Source organism: Paraburkholderia megapolitana, from assembly GCF_007556815.1.
Taxonomy (GTDB): Bacteria; Pseudomonadota; Gammaproteobacteria; order Burkholderiales; family Burkholderiaceae; genus Paraburkholderia; species Paraburkholderia megapolitana.
The window spans coordinates 2,684,137-2,700,853 of the sequence record NZ_CP041745.1; the positions used below are offsets into that span (position 1 = coordinate 2,684,137).

General features: G+C 64.0%; 16 protein-coding genes. 3 read left to right on the forward strand and 13 right to left on the reverse strand.

Annotation, left to right across the window (positions count from 1 at the left end):
* Positions 1-19 precede the first annotated feature (19 nt).
* The 6 genes from FNZ07_RS25220 to FNZ07_RS25245 all read right to left on the reverse strand — a co-directional run bounded on the left by FNZ07_RS25220 (position 20) and on the right by FNZ07_RS25245 (position 5,509).
* A complete protein-coding gene (locus FNZ07_RS25220; RefSeq protein ID WP_091014160.1) occupies positions 20-1,222 on the reverse strand; it encodes a tryptophan--tRNA ligase in 1,203 nt (400 codons plus the stop codon).
* Between the two features lie 4 nt (positions 1,223-1,226).
* The gene (locus tag FNZ07_RS25225) at positions 1,227-1,892 is read right to left on the reverse strand and encodes a site-2 protease family protein (RefSeq protein ID WP_091014162.1); all 666 of its coding nucleotides are present in this window, start codon (positions 1,890-1,892) and stop codon (positions 1,227-1,229) included.
* A gap of 106 nt (positions 1,893-1,998) precedes the next feature.
* Positions 1,999-2,634, reverse strand: coding sequence for an L-threonylcarbamoyladenylate synthase (locus FNZ07_RS25230; RefSeq protein WP_091014166.1), 636 nt, complete (start codon positions 2,632-2,634; stop codon positions 1,999-2,001).
* An 82-nt stretch (positions 2,635-2,716) separates the two neighbouring features.
* A complete protein-coding gene (locus tag FNZ07_RS25235; protein WP_091014169.1) occupies positions 2,717-3,547 on the reverse strand; it encodes a 3',5'-nucleoside bisphosphate phosphatase in 831 nt (276 codons plus the stop codon).
* 140 nt (positions 3,548-3,687) lie between these two features.
* Positions 3,688-4,572 (reverse strand): alpha/beta fold hydrolase, encoded by an 885-nt coding sequence (locus FNZ07_RS25240; protein WP_091014172.1) that lies wholly within the window; start codon positions 4,570-4,572, stop codon positions 3,688-3,690.
* A gap of 79 nt (positions 4,573-4,651) precedes the next feature.
* On the reverse strand, positions 4,652-5,509 hold the full coding sequence (locus tag FNZ07_RS25245) for a ferritin-like domain-containing protein (RefSeq protein WP_091014176.1): 858 nt from the start codon (positions 5,507-5,509) through the stop codon (positions 4,652-4,654).
* Positions 5,510-5,723: 214 nt separating this feature from the next.
* Here FNZ07_RS25245 and FNZ07_RS25250 point away from each other — a divergent pair, with 214 nt between their 5' ends.
* From FNZ07_RS25250 to FNZ07_RS25260, 3 genes are all read left to right on the forward strand, one after another.
* Positions 5,724-6,248: a gamma carbonic anhydrase family protein gene (locus tag FNZ07_RS25250; protein WP_091014179.1), complete on the forward strand. Its 525-nt coding sequence runs from the start codon at positions 5,724-5,726 to the stop codon at positions 6,246-6,248.
* 65 nt (positions 6,249-6,313) lie between these two features.
* Positions 6,314-7,264, forward strand: coding sequence for an Hsp33 family molecular chaperone HslO (hslO, locus tag FNZ07_RS25255; protein WP_091014182.1), 951 nt, complete (start codon positions 6,314-6,316; stop codon positions 7,262-7,264).
* 132 nt (positions 7,265-7,396) lie between these two features.
* Positions 7,397-7,780 (forward strand): hypothetical protein, encoded by a 384-nt coding sequence (locus FNZ07_RS25260; protein ID WP_091014185.1) that lies wholly within the window; start codon positions 7,397-7,399, stop codon positions 7,778-7,780.
* A 111-nt stretch (positions 7,781-7,891) separates the two neighbouring features.
* On the opposite strand, the gene ftsB is transcribed toward FNZ07_RS25260, so the two are convergent.
* From ftsB to FNZ07_RS25295, 7 genes are all read right to left on the reverse strand, one after another.
* Positions 7,892-8,335, reverse strand: a complete 444-nt coding sequence (ftsB, locus tag FNZ07_RS25265; protein WP_091014188.1) for a cell division protein FtsB — start codon at positions 8,333-8,335, stop codon at positions 7,892-7,894.
* Between the two features lie 89 nt (positions 8,336-8,424).
* Positions 8,425-9,708, reverse strand: a complete 1,284-nt coding sequence (eno, locus tag FNZ07_RS25270) for a phosphopyruvate hydratase (RefSeq protein ID WP_091014191.1) — start codon at positions 9,706-9,708, stop codon at positions 8,425-8,427.
* 42 nt (positions 9,709-9,750) lie between these two features.
* Positions 9,751-10,605: a 3-deoxy-8-phosphooctulonate synthase gene (gene kdsA, locus FNZ07_RS25275; protein ID WP_091014194.1), complete on the reverse strand. Its 855-nt coding sequence runs from the start codon at positions 10,603-10,605 to the stop codon at positions 9,751-9,753.
* Positions 10,602-12,275 (reverse strand): CTP synthase, encoded by a 1,674-nt coding sequence (locus FNZ07_RS25280; RefSeq protein WP_091014198.1) that lies wholly within the window; start codon positions 12,273-12,275, stop codon positions 10,602-10,604. Before FNZ07_RS25280 ends, kdsA begins: the two co-directional genes overlap by 4 nt.
* Positions 12,276-12,373: 98 nt before the next feature.
* A complete protein-coding gene (locus tag FNZ07_RS25285) occupies positions 12,374-13,177 on the reverse strand; it encodes an alpha/beta fold hydrolase (RefSeq protein ID WP_091014201.1) in 804 nt (267 codons plus the stop codon).
* Positions 13,178-13,248: 71 nt separating this feature from the next.
* Positions 13,249-15,774, reverse strand: a complete 2,526-nt coding sequence (locus tag FNZ07_RS25290; protein WP_091014205.1) for a DNA internalization-related competence protein ComEC/Rec2 — start codon at positions 15,772-15,774, stop codon at positions 13,249-13,251.
* A gap of 143 nt (positions 15,775-15,917) precedes the next feature.
* Positions 15,918-16,706, reverse strand: coding sequence for a TatD family hydrolase (locus FNZ07_RS25295; protein ID WP_091014209.1), 789 nt, complete (start codon positions 16,704-16,706; stop codon positions 15,918-15,920).
* Positions 16,707-16,717: the final 11 nt, after the last annotated feature.

A 16,717-nucleotide genomic window follows, 5' to 3' on the forward strand; every position in this document is an offset into this window, starting at 1 on the left:
CGCGGCGCCGCGGACGCGCTCAGTTGTACGCGAGGCCCATCGCCTCGCGCACGTCACGCATCGTCTCGACGGCGAAGCGGCGGGCCTTGTCGCAACCATCCGCGGCAATCGCGCGTAGCAGCGACGGATCGTCCATGTATTTCTGCGCGCGTTCCAGCATCGGCTGCTGCTCGCGCAGGATGCCGTCGATCACCGGCTGCTTGCAGTCGAGGCAACCGATGCCTGCCGTACGACAGCCCTTCTGCACCCACTCGTGCGTCGTTTCGTCGGTGTACGCCTGGTGCAGTTGCCAGACCGGGCATTTGTCAGGATCACCCGGATCGGTACGGCGCACGCGCGCCGGATCGGTCGGCATCGTGCGAACCTTCTTCGTGATCGTCTCGGCGTCTTCGCGCAGGCCGATCGTGTTGCCGTACGACTTCGACATTTTCTGTCCGTCGAGCCCCGGCATCCGCGATGCTTCGGTGAGCAAAGCTTGTGACTCGGGAAGAATGATCTTGCGCGCGCCTTCCAGATAGCCGAAGAGCCGCTCGCGATCGTTCAGCGACAGGCTCTGCGATTCCTGCAGCATCGCACGCCCCTGCTCGAGCGCCTCGTCGTCGCCTTCCTGCTGATACGCGTTGCGCAATTCGTGATACAGCTTCGAGCGCTTGCCGCCCAGTTTCTTCGCGGCCTCGAGCGCTTTCTCTTCGAAGCCCGGTTCGCGCCCGTACATGTAGTTGAAGCGGCGCGCGATTTCGCGTGTCATTTCGACGTGCGGCACCTGGTCTTCGCCAACCGGCACGAGCGACGCGCGATACAACAGGATGTCGGCCGCCATCAGCACCGGATAGCCGAGAAAGCCGTAGGTGGACAAGTCCTTGTCCTTCAACTTCTCCATCTGCTCCTTGTAGGTCGGCACGCGTTCAAGCCAGCCGAGCGGCGTGCTCATGCCGAGCAAGAGCGCCAGTTCCGCGTGCTCGGGCACCCGGCTCTGGATAAACAGCGTCGCCTGCGCCGGATCGATCCCGGAAGCGAGCCAGTCGGTCAGCACATCCCAGACGTTCTTTTCGATGACCTCGGGTGTTTCGTAGTGCGTCGTCAGCGCATGCCAGTCGACGACGCAGAAGAAGCACGGGTATTCGGATTGCAGCCGCACCCAGTTTTTCAGCACGCCGTGATAGTGGCCGAGGTGCAGCGATCCGGTGGGCCGCATGCCGGAGAAGATACGGTCTGGGAACATGGTCTTATGAGAAGAGCGAAACGAGAGGAGTCAGGATGGCCGTGACCGCATCGTAGCCGAGATCGACCAGCGGTCGTAGCCAGTAGCGTGTCAGTGCGCCCGTCATCACCAGCGCCATCACGATGAAGAACCCGTACGGTTCGATGCGCGACAGCGCGATGGCCGCACGCGTCGGCAGCAAGGCGACGAGCACGCGGCCACCGTCGAGCGGCGGCAATGGGAACAGGTTCAGCACGCCGAGCACGAGATTCACGCCGACACCGGCGGCTGCCATCCGTGTGAAGAACGGTTCGTCGACACCCGCCACGGCAAGCACCACACCGACCACGCCCCACACAAGCGCCTGAACGAAATTGCAGCCGGGTCCGGCAAGCGCGACCCACAAGCTGCCCCAGCGCGGATTGCGCAGATTGCCGAACGCGACCGGGACCGGCTTCGCATAGCCGAACATGAACGCGCCGCTCGTCGCGAAGTACAGCACCAGCGGAATCACGATCGTGCCGAGCGGATCGATGTGCCGCATCGGATTGAACGACACGCGGCCCAGCACGTAGGCGGTGTTGTCGCCGAGCATTCGCGCGACGTAACCGTGTGCCGCTTCGTGCAACGTGATCGCGAAGATCACGGGCAACGCGTAGACGGCGATAGTTTGTATCAGGGAGGAATCCATAGCTCGCTATTGTAACAACGCGATTACGCGCGTCCGTCTGCCTTCTTTTACGGTGCGTTCAGGTCGTCCCAACGCGCCGCTCATGTTGTTTGCTCATGCAGCCTGCTCATGCGGCCTGGCCTAGCCCGAACGGTGCGAGACTGCCGCGCCCCGCCCGCACCAGCACCGGCTCTTCGCCAGTTAGATCGATGATCGTCGATGGTTCGCGCGGACACGCACCGCCATCGATCACCAGATCGAGCTGCTTTTCGAGCCGCGCGCGGATCTCGTCGGGATCGTTGAGCGGCTCGGTTTCACCCGGCATGATCAGCGTCGTGCCCAGCAGCGGCTGACCAAGCTCCTCGAGGATCGCAAGCGTGATCGCATGATCGGGCACCCGCAGCCCGATCGTCTTGCGCGACGGATGAGACAACCGCCGCGGCACCTCTTTGGTCGCCTCGAGCACGAACACGTACGGCCCCGGCGTCACCGACTTGATCAACCGGTACTGACGGTTGTCCACCATCGCGAAATTGGCAAGCTCGGACAGATCGCGCACCAGCAGCGACAGCAACTGACGTTCGTCGAGCCCGCGGATACGCCGCAGGCGTTCGACCGCCTGCTTGTCGTCGAGATGGCATGCGAGCGCATAGCTGGAATCCGTAGGCAGCGCAACGACGCCACCATCGTTGATGATCTGCACCGCCTGCTTGACCAGGCGCGACTGCGGATTATCCGGATGAACCCGAAAAAATTGCGACATGGCGATCAGCTAAGGAAATTGGATGATGCGCCGGCTTGCATCGGCAGATGCGCGGCGCGTGCCGTTGCGGCACCGCGCGGCATCACAGCCAGCGTTCCCAGACAGGCTTGAGATCGGACGGAAGCGGCGGCAAGCTGCCCAGCTCGACGCGGCCTTCGCCAGGTGCGTGAAAATCGGAGCCGCGCGAGGCTTCGAAACCGAAGCGGCGCGCAACGTCTGCATACTCGCGATACTGATCCGGCGTGTGGCTGCCGGTCACGACTTCGATAGCCTTGCCGCCGAGATCGATGAATTCGCCGAACAGCGCATCGAACTCAAGCGGCGTGTATTCGTACCGGCCCGGATGAGCGATGACCGCTTCGCCGCCGGCGGCGTGAATCCATTTGACCGCGTCGGCGAGCTTCGCCCAGCGATGCGCGACGTAGCCCGGCTTGCCATCGCCGAGGTAGCGGGTAAACGCGTCCTGCGTCGATTGCGCGTAGCCCGCGTCCACCATGAAACGCGCGAAGTGGGTGCGCGACATCATGTCTGGATTCGACACGTACTTCAACGCGCCTTCATACGCACCCGGCACGCCCAGCGTGGCCAGTTGTTCGCCGATCGCCTCGCCACGCGCGGCACGACCGTTACGCGTGCGGGCCAGACCGTCGACCAGCGCGCTACACGCAGAGTCGACATGCAAACCGACGATATGCACGGTCCGCGACGCCCACGTTACCGAAATCTCGACACCGCCCAGATAGCGCATGCCGAGCGCCTCGGCAGTCGCGCGCGCCTCCGGCTGACCGCCCACTTCGTCGTGGTCCGTCAGCGCCCATAGCGTCACGCCGCACGCGTGCGCGCGCCGCGCGACGTCGGCGGGCGCGAAGTGGCCGTCGGAAACGGTGGAATGGCAATGGAGATCGGCGTTCATTCTGTTCTGTGGAGGTTCAGCCGCTATTTTACTGCAATGCAGTAAGCGAACGCAGGCCAATCTCCGGAAACCCGCATGGCCTGCGCCGCGCGGGTTTCCTTATGCGCAAAAAGTCAGCCGCGTGACATCGCACGACGATGCTACGTGCAGAACGCCTCGATCAGCGCCGCAACCTGCTCCGGCTGATCGTGATGGACCATATGGCCCGCATCGTCGATGATCTTTTCGCGCCAGTTCGGAAACGCGCGGAAGCGGGCCTTGAATTCGTCGAGTGGAATCTCGCCGGCGATCATGGCGAGTGTCGGCGACGCGGCCGCTTCGACATGCAGCACCTTCGCCTGCACCTTGGCCCACACCGCCATGACTTCGTCGAGCCGGTACAGCATCGGGCCGCGCATCTTGTGCGCCGGATCGGCCAGCAGCTCATAGCCGCCCTCGCCGTCCGGACGCGACCAGTGTTCGGCGAGAAACCGGGCGCGGTGCGCGCTCAGGCGCTCGTTGGTCTTGATGAGCCGTGCCGCGACCGCGTCCAGCGACGCGTAATGCTTCAGGCTCGGCGGTTCGCGCATTTCGTCGAGCCAGCTGCGCAGGCGCCGCGGCGCTTGCGCAGCAAACGAAGGCGCCAGCCCGAAGCCTTCGAGGTCGACCACACGCCGCACGCGCTCCGGTCTGATCCCCGCATACAGGCAAACGACGTTCGCGCCCATGCTGTGACCGACCAGATTAACCTCGCCGGTCGGTGCGTAGTGGTCGAGCAGTGCATCGAGATCGGACAGGTACTCCTGGAACCAGTAGTGTCCGGCGCCGCGCGCTGCGACCGGCCAGTCGGATAGCCCGAAACCGCGCGCGTCCGGGGCGATCACCTGCCAGTCGCCGCCCAGCGCGTCGACCACGAACTGGAACGACGCCGCGACATCCATCCAGCCGTGCAGCATGAACAGTGCGGGCGCCTCCGGATTCCCCCAGCGGCGCACATGCAGCCGCACACCGTGGACGGAAACGAAATCGGACTGGGAGGTATTCATGAGCGACCCGCAAAAAAGAATGGTCGTTCGATTATATCGGCGTCTGCGTCCGGCGGCTGTCGGAGCGTGGAAGGAATGTTCAGTCCGCAGCCGGACTATCGAGACCGGCAAGCGCTGCCAGTTCGGCTTCGTCGAAGCCGGCGTCGCGGCGCGCGGCGAAATTGAACGGCCCGCGCAGTTTCGGTGCCTTGTACTGCTCGGCGAGCAGCGTGTAGGTCGTATGGGGATCGAGAGCGCGCGCGTCGCACAGATGGCGGAACCAGCGGTTACCGATCAGCACGTGGCCGATCTCGTCGCGCAGGATTACGTCGAGAATCGCCGCCGATGCATCGTCGCCCGCCTGCTTCAAACGCGCGCGGATCGGCGGCGACGCATCGAGTCCGCGTGCTTCGAGTGTCCGCGGCACGAGCGCCATGCGCGCGAGCACGTCGTCGCGCGTCCGGTCGCACATGTCCCACAGACCGTCGTGCGCGGGAAAATCGCCGTATGCATGGCCGAATTCGGCGAGCCGCGCGACGAGCAGCGAAAAGTGATGCGCTTCCTCTGCCGCGACTTTAAGCCAGTCGACGTAGAACGCTGTGGGCATTCCGGCAAAGCGCCATACGGCGTCGAGTGCCAGGTTGATCGCGTTGAACTCGATATGCGCGAGCGCATGCAGCAGCACGGCCCGCCCTTCTGGCGACTGCATGCTGCGCCTGCCGAGCTGGCGCGGCTCGACCAGCTCGGGCCGTGCGGGACGTCCCGGCAGGTCCTGCGGCTCGACGAACGTTGCAGCGGAGCGGCACACCGCGGCCCCGCTACGAACCTCGGCCTGCAACAGGCGTGTTGTCTCTGCCTTGCGTGCTGGATCGCGCTCGCACAACGCGGCCAGCGCGGCGGTACGTGCGCAAACCGGTTCGGACGGGGCGGAAAAAGCGGGCGAAGCGGCGGCAACCATGCTGGATGAGCGGATAAGTGGATCAGTTGAAGAAATGGCAGAAAAGTCGCGAAGCGGGCCGCGTGGCGAGGCGGCAAATGTACCCGCCGCCCCACGTCACCCAGCCTCCATACACAACCGTTTACAATACGCGATTCGACCATGATGCAGCGCCCCGGCGCGCTGCGAACGTACGCGGCGCCGATTCGGCGTGACGCACGACACTGGAGACACCGTGGCAATCTACAAGCTCGGCACAGCAGCCCCGACCATTCACGAAAGCGTGTTCGTCGCGGACACGGCGACGATTATCGGCAAGGTATCGGTGGAAGAAAACGCCAGTATCTGGTTCGGCGCGGCGATTCGCGGCGATAACGAGCCGATTTCGGTCGGCGCCGGCAGCAACATCCAGGAAGGCGCCGTGCTGCACACCGACCCCGGCTACCCGCTGACAATCGAAGCCAACGTGACGATCGGCCATCAGGCGATGCTGCACGGCTGCACGATCAAGGAAGGCGCCCTGGTCGGAATTCAGGCGGTGGTCTTGAATGGAGCGGTAATCGGCCGCAACTGTCTGGTCGGAGCCGGAGCGGTCGTAACCGAAGGCAAGGTGTTTCCGGACAATTCGCTGATTCTGGGCGCGCCTGCCAAGGTCGTGCGCGAACTGACGGAAGCGGACATCGCCGGCATGCGGCGCAACGCGGCGAACTATGTGGAACGCCGCGAATATTTCAAGGCGCAGTTGGTGCGCATCGGCTGATCGATAGCCGGTCGCGCGATGCGCAGGCCCGGCAACACGCCGCGCCATAAACCTAAGGAAAAGTTGTGAAGGATCAGTTGCAAAAGTTCATCTTCAGCGCGGCGCCCGTGCGCGGCGAAATCGTTTCGCTGCGCAATACCTGGCAGGAAGTGCTGACGCGCCGCGATTACCCGGCGCCCGTGCGAACCATCCTCGGCGAAATGATGGCCGCCTGCGCGCTGCTGTCCGCGAACCTGAAGTTCAACGGTACGCTGATCATGCAGATTTTCGGCGATGGGCCAGTGAAGATGCTGGTCGTCCAGTGCGGCTCGGATCTGTCGATGCGTGCCACAGCCAAGTTCTCCGGCGACGTCGCGGCCACCATCGGTGACGACACTACCCTGATCGAACTCCTTAACGCCGGTGGCCACGGCCGCTGCGTGATCACGCTCGATCCGCACGACAAGATGCCAGGTCAACAGCCGTATCAGGGCATCGTGCCGTTGTCGGGCCTGGATGGACCGCTGAAGTCGATGGCCGAGGTGCTCGAGCATTACATGCATCACTCGGAGCAGCTCGACACGCGTCTGTGGCTCGCCGCCAATACCGAGCGCGCAGTCGGCATGCTGCTGCAGAAGCTGCCCGGCGACGGCGGCATCGTGCCGCATCCGGGCGAGCTGGACACCGACACGTGGGAGCGTGTGTGCACGCTCGGCGGTACGCTGTCGCGCGAAGAACTGCTGAAGGAAGAGCCCGAGACAGTGTTCCGGCGTCTGTTCTGGCAGGAAAACGTGCAGCACTTCGAGCCGGCTACCGCGCGCTTCGAATGCAGCTGCTCGCGTGAGCGGGTCGGTGCGATGCTGAAGATGCTCGGCCGCGAGGAAGTCGACAGCGTGCTCGAAGAGCGCGGTCACGTCGAGATTCACTGCGAGTTCTGCAATCAGCGCTACGAGTTCGACCCGGTCGACGTCGCGCAACTTTTTCTTGCTAACGGGCTCTCAGAAGGGTTGACGCCGGCGGCCGGGCAACGGCATTAACGTCCGTCCTCTCCGGCTTGTGTGAGCAGTCTGCGTCGTTGTATCGTGGGCTGCTCAATTGCTGTTGCGCGTAGTTGCGTTGATTCACGGGTACACGCCGGACTGCACAGGTGTCGACCGATGGAGATCGAAATGAAAACCCCTTTCCCCCTGTTCCATCGCGGCCGTATCGCGATCGCACTTTCAGTGGTTGCCGGTAGCATCGCGCTGGCCGGCTGCGCGCTGGAGCCGCCCGGCCCGGCGCCGATCTACAGCCGGCTGCCCGCCAGCCAGTCGGGCGTACCCGACGGCACACGTCCGCTGACCGAACAGGAACGCCAGCGCTACGATGCGATCGACCATCAGGTGATGGCCGAGCAAAACCAGGCGATCGCCGCCGAAGCCGCCGCTCAGGCATGGGCACAGTATTACAGCCCGCCGGTTGCGATCTCCGGTGGCTACTACGGCGGATGGGGCCGTGGCTGGGGCGGCGGAATCGGCTACGGCTATGCGCCTGGCTGGGGATGGGGCTGGTAACAGCCACGCTCAGAACCGGCCAACAACAAAAAGGCGCGATATCTCTATCGCGCCTTTTTCACAGATCTCGTCAACACTTCCGCAATTCGCCGGATAGCAGCACAACCGGCATCAACGCTGGGCCACCGCCCCCTTCTCCTTCTCGCCCTTCTTGCCCGCATGCTTGCGGTCCGGCTTCGCGCGCGATTCCGGGTTCGGCACCACGCGTACCGGAGCCGCCGACATCACCCCGCGCGTCGACGTGTTCGCGACCGCCGTGCTCGCACCGGCATTCGCCGCCGCGCTCGGCGACACGAACTGCACGAACACTTCGCTGTCCTTCACCATGCCCATCTCGTAGCGCGCACGCTCCTCGACGGCTGCAGTACCGCTCTGCAGATCCTGCACTTCACCTTCAATCCGCTCGTTGCGCAGCTTCGCATCCGCATTCTTCTTCTGCTGTCCGTCAAGCTGCTGCTGCAGTTCGTGCACGCGCAGCCAGCCGCCGTGTCCCCACCAGAGCGGGAACTGGATCAGCGCCAGCAAGACGATCAGAACGACAGTGACGAGCCGCATGAAAAAGAGAGCGCAGATAATACGCGCCGCCCTGCGCTATACGCAGGGCGGCGGGCTGAAACTGAAACGAAGGATGGCGGCTGCAATGCTTAGCGCAGATTGTAGAACGCCGACTTGCCGGGATAGCTCGCGATATCGCCGAGATCTTCCTCGATGCGCAGCAACTGGTTGTACTTCGAGATGCGGTCGCTGCGCGATAGCGAGCCGGTCTTGATCTGCCCGGCGTTGAGGCCGACCGCGATATCGGCGATCGTCGAATCTTCGGTTTCGCCGGAGCGGTGCGAGATCACGGCCGTGTAGCCGGCGCGCTTCGCCATTTCGATCGCTGCGAACGTCTCGGTCAGCGTGCCGATCTGGTTGATCTTGATCAGGATCGAGTTCGCGATGCCCTTATCGATGCCTTCCTTCAGGATGCGCGTGTTCGTCACGAACAGGTCGTCGCCGACCAGTTGGATCTTCTTGCCGAGCTTGTCGGTAAGCAGCTTCCAGCCAGCCCAGTCGCCTTCGTGCATGCCGTCTTCGATCGATACGATCGGGAACTTGTCGGCCAGCGTGGCGAGGTAGTCGGTGAATTCCGCCGACGACAGTTGCAGCCCTTCGCCCGCCAGCTGGTACTTGCCGTCGTGGTAGAACTCGCTCGCTGCACAGTCGAGTGCGAGCAGCACGTCTTCACCGGCACGATAACCGGCTTTCTCGATGGCTTGCAGGATGGTGGACAGGCATTCGTCATTGCTGCCGAAGTTCGGCGCGAAACCGCCTTCGTCGCCGACAGCCGTGCTCATGCCGCGGTCCGCGAGAATCTTCTTCAGCGCGTGGAACACTTCGGCGCCGCAGCGCAGTGCTTCGCGGAAGCTCGGCTGGCTGACCGGCACGATCATGAATTCCTGGATGTCCAGGCTGTTGTTGGCGTGCGCGCCACCGTTGACGATGTTCATCATCGGCACCGGCAGTTGCATCGCGCCCGACCCGCCGAAGTAGCGGTACAGCGGCAGGCCGGCTTCTTCGGCAGCGGCCTTCGCGACGGCCATCGATACCGCCAGCATCGCGTTCGCACCGAGGCGCGCCTTGTTGTCGGTGCCATCGAGTTCGAGCAGCGTCTTGTCGAGGAACGCCTGTTCGGAGGCGTCGAGCCCCATGATCGCTTCGGAGATTTCGGTGTTGATATGCTCGACCGCTTTCAGCACGCCCTTGCCGCCGTAGCGGCCGGTTTCGCCGTCGCGCAGCTCGATCGCTTCGCGCGAGCCGGTCGAAGCGCCCGACGGAACCGCTGCGCGGCCCATCGTGCCCGACTCGAGCAGCACGTCGCATTCGACGGTGGGATTGCCTCGCGAATCGAGAATCTCGCGGCCGATGATATCTACGATAGCACTCATGGTTTCCTCAAGAAATGACGGTGGATGCTTTACGGTGACGAATCAGTTGAAATCGTTCTCGAGGAACGGCGCCCGCTTCACGGCCTGATCGAGCGTGAGCAGCGTTTCGAGCAGGTCGGCCATACGATGCAGCGGCACCGCATTCGGCCCATCGGATTTCGCCTGCGCCGGATTCGGATGCGTTTCCATAAAAATCCCGGCGATACCGGTGGCCACCGCCGCGCGTGCGAGTACCGGCACGAATTCGCGCTGACCGCCCGAGCTTGTGCCCTGCCCTCCCGGCAACTGAACCGAGTGCGTCGCGTCGAACACGACCGGTGCGCCGGTTTCGCGCATGATCGCGAGCGACCGCATGTCCGACACGAGGTTGTTATAACCGAACGACACGCCGCGTTCGCAAGCCATGAAGCGGTCTTCCGACAGACCGGCTTCGCGCGCGGCCTCACGCGCCTTGTCGATCACGTTCTTCATGTCGTGCGGTGCGAGAAACTGCCCCTTCTTGATATTGACCGGCTTGCCCGAGCGCGCGCACGCGTGGATGAAATCGGTTTGCCGGCACAGGAACGCCGGCGTCTGCAGCACGTCGACCACCGCCGCGACCGCTTCGATTTCATGTTCGCTGTGCACATCGGTCAGCACCGGCAGATCGAGCTGGCGTTTCACCTCGGAGAGGATACGCAATCCCTCGTCCATACCCAGACCGCGGAACGACTTGCCGCTGCTGCGATTGGCCTTGTCGTACGACGATTTGTAGATGAACGGCACGCCGAGCTTCGCGCAGATTTCCTTGAGCTTGCCGGCGGTGTCGATCGTCATCTGCTCGGATTCGACGACACAGGTGCCCGCGATCAGGAAGAACGGCTTGTCGAGACCGGCTTCGAATCCGCACAGTTTCATGCTTTCTCTCCGACTTCATTCGCCGTGAGCGACTGCTGGTGCGCAAGCGCCGCTTCGACGAACGACTTGAAGAGCGGATGGCCGTCGCGCGGCGTGGACGTGAATTCCGGGTGGAACTGCACACCGACGAACCACGGATGCATGTCGCGCGGCAGTTCCATCATTTCCGGCAGATCCTCGCTCGGTGTACGGGCGCTGATGATAAGGCCGCCTGCTTCGAGCTGGGGCACGAAACGGTTATTGACTTCATAACGGTGACGATGGCGCTCGTTCACATCCTTGCCGTAGATCTCTTCGGCCATCGTGCCGGGCTTGATCGGGCAACGCTGCGAACCAAGCCGCATCGTGCCGCCGAGATCCGATTCTTCAGTGCGCTTCTCGACCTTGCCTTCGCGGTCGTACCACTCGGTGATCAACGCGACGACGCGGTTCGGCGTGGCCGGATCGAATTCGGTGCTGTTCGCATCGGCGAGGTTGACTACGTCGCGGGCGAACTCGATCACTGCGAGCTGCATACCGAGGCAGATGCCGAGGTACGGCACCTTCGCTTCGCGCGCATAGCGGATCGCCTTGATCTTGCCTTCGGTACCGCGCCGGCCGAAGCCGCCCGGCACGAGCACGGCGTCGAGATGCTTGAGGCCGTCGATGCCATTCTCGTCGATCTCTTCCGAGTCGATGTACTGGATGTTGACCTTCGTCGACGTGTGGATCGACGCATGGCGCAGCGCTTCGATCAGCGACTTGTACGACTCGGTCAGATCGACATACTTGCCGACCATGCCGATCGTCACTTCGTGTTGCGGGTGTTCGAGCTTGTTGACGAGCGACGCCCACAGCGACAGGTCGGCCGGCTTCGGCGTGATCTTGAGTTCGTCGCAGACGATCGTGTCGAGGCCCTGGTCATGCAGCATCTGCGGAATCTTGTAGATGCTGTCGACGTCCCACACGGAAATCACCGCCTCTTCATGCACGTTCGAGAACAGCGAGATCTTCGCGCGTTCGTCGTCGGGAATCGGGCGGTCGGCGCGGCACAGCAGCACGTTCGGATAGATACCGATTTCGCGCAGCTTCTGCACGCTGTGCTGCGTAGGCTTGGTCTTCAGTTCGCCGGCGGTGGCGATGAACGGCACCAGCGTCAGGTGCACAAAGCACGCGCTGTTGCGGCCCATGCGCAGGCTCATCTGGCGCGCCGCTTCGAGGAACGGCAGCGATTCGATATCGCCCACCGTGCCGCCGACTTCCACGATCGCGACATCCGGCTCGCCGCATGTCGCGGAAGCGGCGCCGCGCTCGATGAACGCCTGGATTTCGTTCGTGATGTGCGGAATAACCTGAACGGTCTTGCCCAGATAATCGCCGCGGCGTTCCTTGCGGATCACCGATTCGTAGATCTGGCCCGTGGTGAAGTTATTGGCCTTGCGCATCTTCGTACTGATGAAGCGCTCGTAGTGGCCAAGGTCGAGATCGGTCTCCGCGCCGTCTTCCGTCACGAACACTTCGCCGTGCTGAAACGGGCTCATCGTGCCGGGGTCGACATTGATGTACGGATCGAGCTTGAGGAGGGTGACTTTGAGACCGCGCGATTCGAGGATCGCGGCGAGGGAAGCGGCGGCAATACCCTTGCCGAGGGAAGAAACTACGCCGCCGGTGACGAAAACATATTTGGTCATCGCTGGATGCTCGCGGGAAAAACGGATTATACCGTAAAGCAGGGGTCCAACCCAGCAATCTGCGGCGCATCGGGGGAGATCGGTGCGCCGCAGATTCGTTACGCCCGTCGATCGAGTTCGTGCAGCATCCGCTGAAGAGCACGCGCCGTTTCAAGCGGCTTTTCCATCGGATACAGATGGCTGCCTTCGATCCATTCGAGATGGCCGCCGGTTGCCCGGCGCGTCGCGTCGAGCCCTGCCTGGCGAATCTCCTTCGAATGCGTCCCGGCGATAAACCCGACCGGCACCGGCGCGCCCCGCGCGAGCCGCGAACCGAGCGTATGCGGCAGCGTCCTGTAAATCAGATATTCGGTGCGCCGGTCGAAGGCCAGAGAGCGCGAACCGTCGGGCGAACTCTGCGGGATGCCGAAGTCGATATAGTCGGACAGCACGCGTTCGTCCCAGCGGGCAAATGCGGGCTTCGAGTGGAAGTGCCGCCATGCCTCTTCGCGGCTCGCCCAATGGGTGCGGCGCGCACGCGTCGCGGCGGCCGGCGACAGACGGTCGTCGAGCCCGGTCCACTGCGACACTTTCAGGATACTGCTGCGCCAACCGGCGACGACCGGTGAATCGAGCATCACGACGCCCTTCACCCACTGCGGTTTTCTGAGCGCCGCCATCAACGACAGATAGCCGCCCAGCGAATGCCCGACCAGCCAGACCGGCCGTTCGTACGACCGGTCGATATCGTCCAGCAGTTGCTCGACCAGATGCGGCCAGTCGCGCGTCACCGGGAAGCGCGCGTCGTGGCCGATCCGCTCGATGAAGCGCAAGTCATAGTCGTCCGCGAGTTCGGCGAAGATGGTTCGATAGGTCGACGCCGGAAAGCCGTTCGCGTGCGAGAAATGGATGATGTCTTTCAACTGCGGGGGTCTCCGTGATGAATCCCGATCCCGATGTATCCGGCTTTGTGTGACAAAGCACCGTGGCGGCTTCACCGGTCCATCCAGTACCGCCGATGCGTGTCCCGATACCGTTCGAGCGACAGCGTCGTACCGGACGCCTCGATTCGCACCGCGCCGTCCGTATCGCTGCGCGTGAGCTCGATGTGGCGTGCCTCGTAACGCGCAAACACACCCGGATGCGGATGGCGAAAACGGTTGCGATAGCCTACCTGAAATATGGCGATCAGCGGATCGATCGTGTCGAGGAACGGCTCGGTCGACGAGGTCCGGCTACCGTGATGCGGTACCAGCAACACCTGGGCGCGCAGCGCGTCGGGATCGCGGGCGAGCAGCGTGCGTTCGATGGGAGCCTCGATATCGGCGGCAAGCAGTGCCGTGAGCGCAGGCGTCGGGTTGGCCGCATAGCCGTGGCCAGCGTGCCCAGTGCGCCCGGCGGTACGGATGCGCAGCACACAGCACTGATCGTTCGGATTCGCCCGCAACCGCCGCTCATCGGGCCACAGGATTGTGAAATCGACACCGTCCCATTGCCAGCGCTGCCCTGCTGCACACTGCACACGCTCGGCGCCGACCTTGCGCGCCTGCGCCCACAACGCATGTCGCTGCGGCAGCGACGCGAGCAGTTGCCGGACCTCGACGCCGTCGAGCACCGCCGGTGCGCCGCCCGCATGATCGGAATCCTCATGGCTGACCATGAGCGCATCGAGCGCCGTGACGCCCTGCGCCTGCAAAAACGGCACGACGACACGCTCGCCGGCATGCGTCGATTCCGGCCCGGGCCCCGCATCGAACAGCAGAGCGTGATGGGCGGTCTCGACGAGCACCGAATTACCCTGGCCGATGTCGAGCGCGGTCAACCGGAATGCACCGTGCGGCGGACCGGACGGCGGCGGCAACAGTAACGGCAGCCACGCGATCGGACCTGCCCAGCGCAACGGCCAGCCACGCGGCGCGAGACACCAGGCAACGCCCGCCGTCGCGCACACGAGTGCCCATGGGCCCGGTCGCGGCAGATGCCAGACCGCCCACGTGGGCGTGGCGAGCCAGTGCAGCACGACCGATTGAATGCGCAGCAACCCATCCGCGACCTGGAACGCCCATGCATCGAGCGGCATGGGCAGTACCGCGCCCGCCAGCACCACGGGCGTGACGAGCAGGCTCATCCACGGGATCGCGAAGGCGTTTGCAACGGGACCGATCAGTGGAATCTGCGAGAACCAGTAGAGCGTGAGCGGCGCGAGAGCGATCGTTACCGCGAGCTGTATGTGCGTGCTGTCGTGCACATATCGGGCAAACGCGTTCGAACAGCGTTGCCATGCCCGGCGCAGCGGGTGCACCGGTGCCGCATCGGGGTCGTGCGGTAGCCGCACGCGGCGCCGTGGCCCGGACACCGCGAACAGGATTGCCGCGACCGCGCAGAACGACAGCCAGAATCCTGGCGACAACACCGCCCACGGGTCGGTCAGCAGTACGAGTCCGAGCGCCCACGCGAACACCACCGACGACGCCAGCCTGCGTCCGCCGACGAACGCCAGCGCGGCGATCGCCAGCATCCATAGCGCGCGCTGCGCCGGTACGTTGAATCCCGCCAGCGCCGCATGAAACACGGCGAACAACGCGCCGCCCAGTGCCGCGATCTTCTGCGCCGGCACGCGCAACGGCCAGTACCGGCCGACGAATGCCGAGCGCCGCCACAAGCTGCCCGCGAACCATGCGGCAAAGCCCGCCACGAGGCCGATATGCAGGCCCGAGATTGCGATCAGGTGGTTGGTGCCGGTGTTGCGCATCGAGGCCCAGTCGGCGGTACTGACCGCGTCCTGTGCGCCGATTGCCAGCGCAATGACAATGCCGCGATGCGGCGCGTCCGCGAGCACGACATCGATGCGTGCGCGTATCGCGGCCCGCCAGCGGTTGATGGTCACGCCGATGCCCGATGCGTTTCCGGCGAGCAGCAACGCATGCTCCGGCACGCTGACGTAACCGGTCGCGCGAACGTTGCGGGCGAGTAGTGTCGCCTCGCCATCGCGCACGCCGAAATTCGCAGTGCTGTGTGACCGCTTGAGACGCACCGGCAAACGCCAGCGCGAACCAGGCTCGAGTACCGGCGGCGGTGTATCGCGCGCGACCCACACCAGTTGGATCGTCTTCGGAAACCTGACAATCGGCGCGCTCGCGGATTCGACTTCGAACAGAAACCGCGAAGCGATCTTGTCGCGCGAAGGCAGCCCCACCACGTAGCCGCTCACCTCGATATCGCGACTTTCCCATGCAGCCGGTAACGCGACCGCCAGACGCAGTTCGGCACGCCACGCCGCATAGCCGAAGCCGCTGCACGCGGCGGCAAAAATCAACGCGCCCCACCCCGCGTGGGCCCACCGACGTGCATCAACAGACACGCGAGCGCGGCGACGCACGATCGTCCACGCTTTAACCGCAACTGCGACGCCCAGCAGCCATGCGAGCGCGAGCACACACCAGCCCATCATCGAAGGGAGCGCAGCCTGTTGCTGCAAACCGATCACACCCAACACAAAACCGCACCACACAGCCCGCACTCGCCCTCCTCCCCGATCACTGGCTGTGGCACCTGGGTCCTGGATTCGAGCACTCGCGCTTCACGCAAGCGAGCGCAATCGACGCGGTCTGCACCGCGAGACTGCATCGCAAACCGCGTACGCAGGTGAACAGCTACCGCCGATTATGCTGAGGAAAGTGCGAGCCGGGGCAACGCGGCATGCGCGTTAGCCGTTGTGCCTAGTGCAAGCTCGTCTTCGCTGAGGCCGCGCAGTTGCGCGAGACTCGCGCCGATGCGGGGGATCTGATCGGGTGTGTTGCGTTGCTTGTAGAGCCACGCTGGAGAGATATCGGGTGCGTCGGTCTCGACGACGAGTGCATCGAGCGGCAACTGTTCGGCGAGGCGGCGGATCTGCAACGCACGTTCGAACGTCACATTGCCGCCAAAACCGAGATGAATGCCCTGATCGATATAGGCTTGTGCCTGCTGGAAACTGCCGTTGAACGCATGCGCGATGCCGCGATGAATACCGTGCCGGCGCAGCCCTTTCAACACCTGGTCCTGCGATTTACGCACATGGCAAATGGCCGGCAGAGCGAATTCGCGGGCCAGCTTCAGTTGTTCGTCGTAGAAGAACTGCTGGCGCGCATCGTCGAGGCCCGGCACGAAATAGTCGAGGCCGATTTCACCGAGGCCGATAAAGAGCGGATCGTCGAGACTCGCTTCGATTTCCATCCGCAGCACATCGAGGTCCGCCTCCTGCGCGCGCGGCGTGAAGAGCGGATGGATACCGAGCGCGTACGCACCGCCCGCCACTCGATGCGCAAGCGCGCGCACCGTCGCAAAGTTCTCGCGCATCACACCGGGAATCACGATCCGCGCCACGCCCGCATCGTGCGCCGCCGCGGCGACCGCATCGCGGTCCGCGTCGAATTCAGATGCATCGAGATGGCAATGCGTATCGATCCACATGCGCGGCCGGC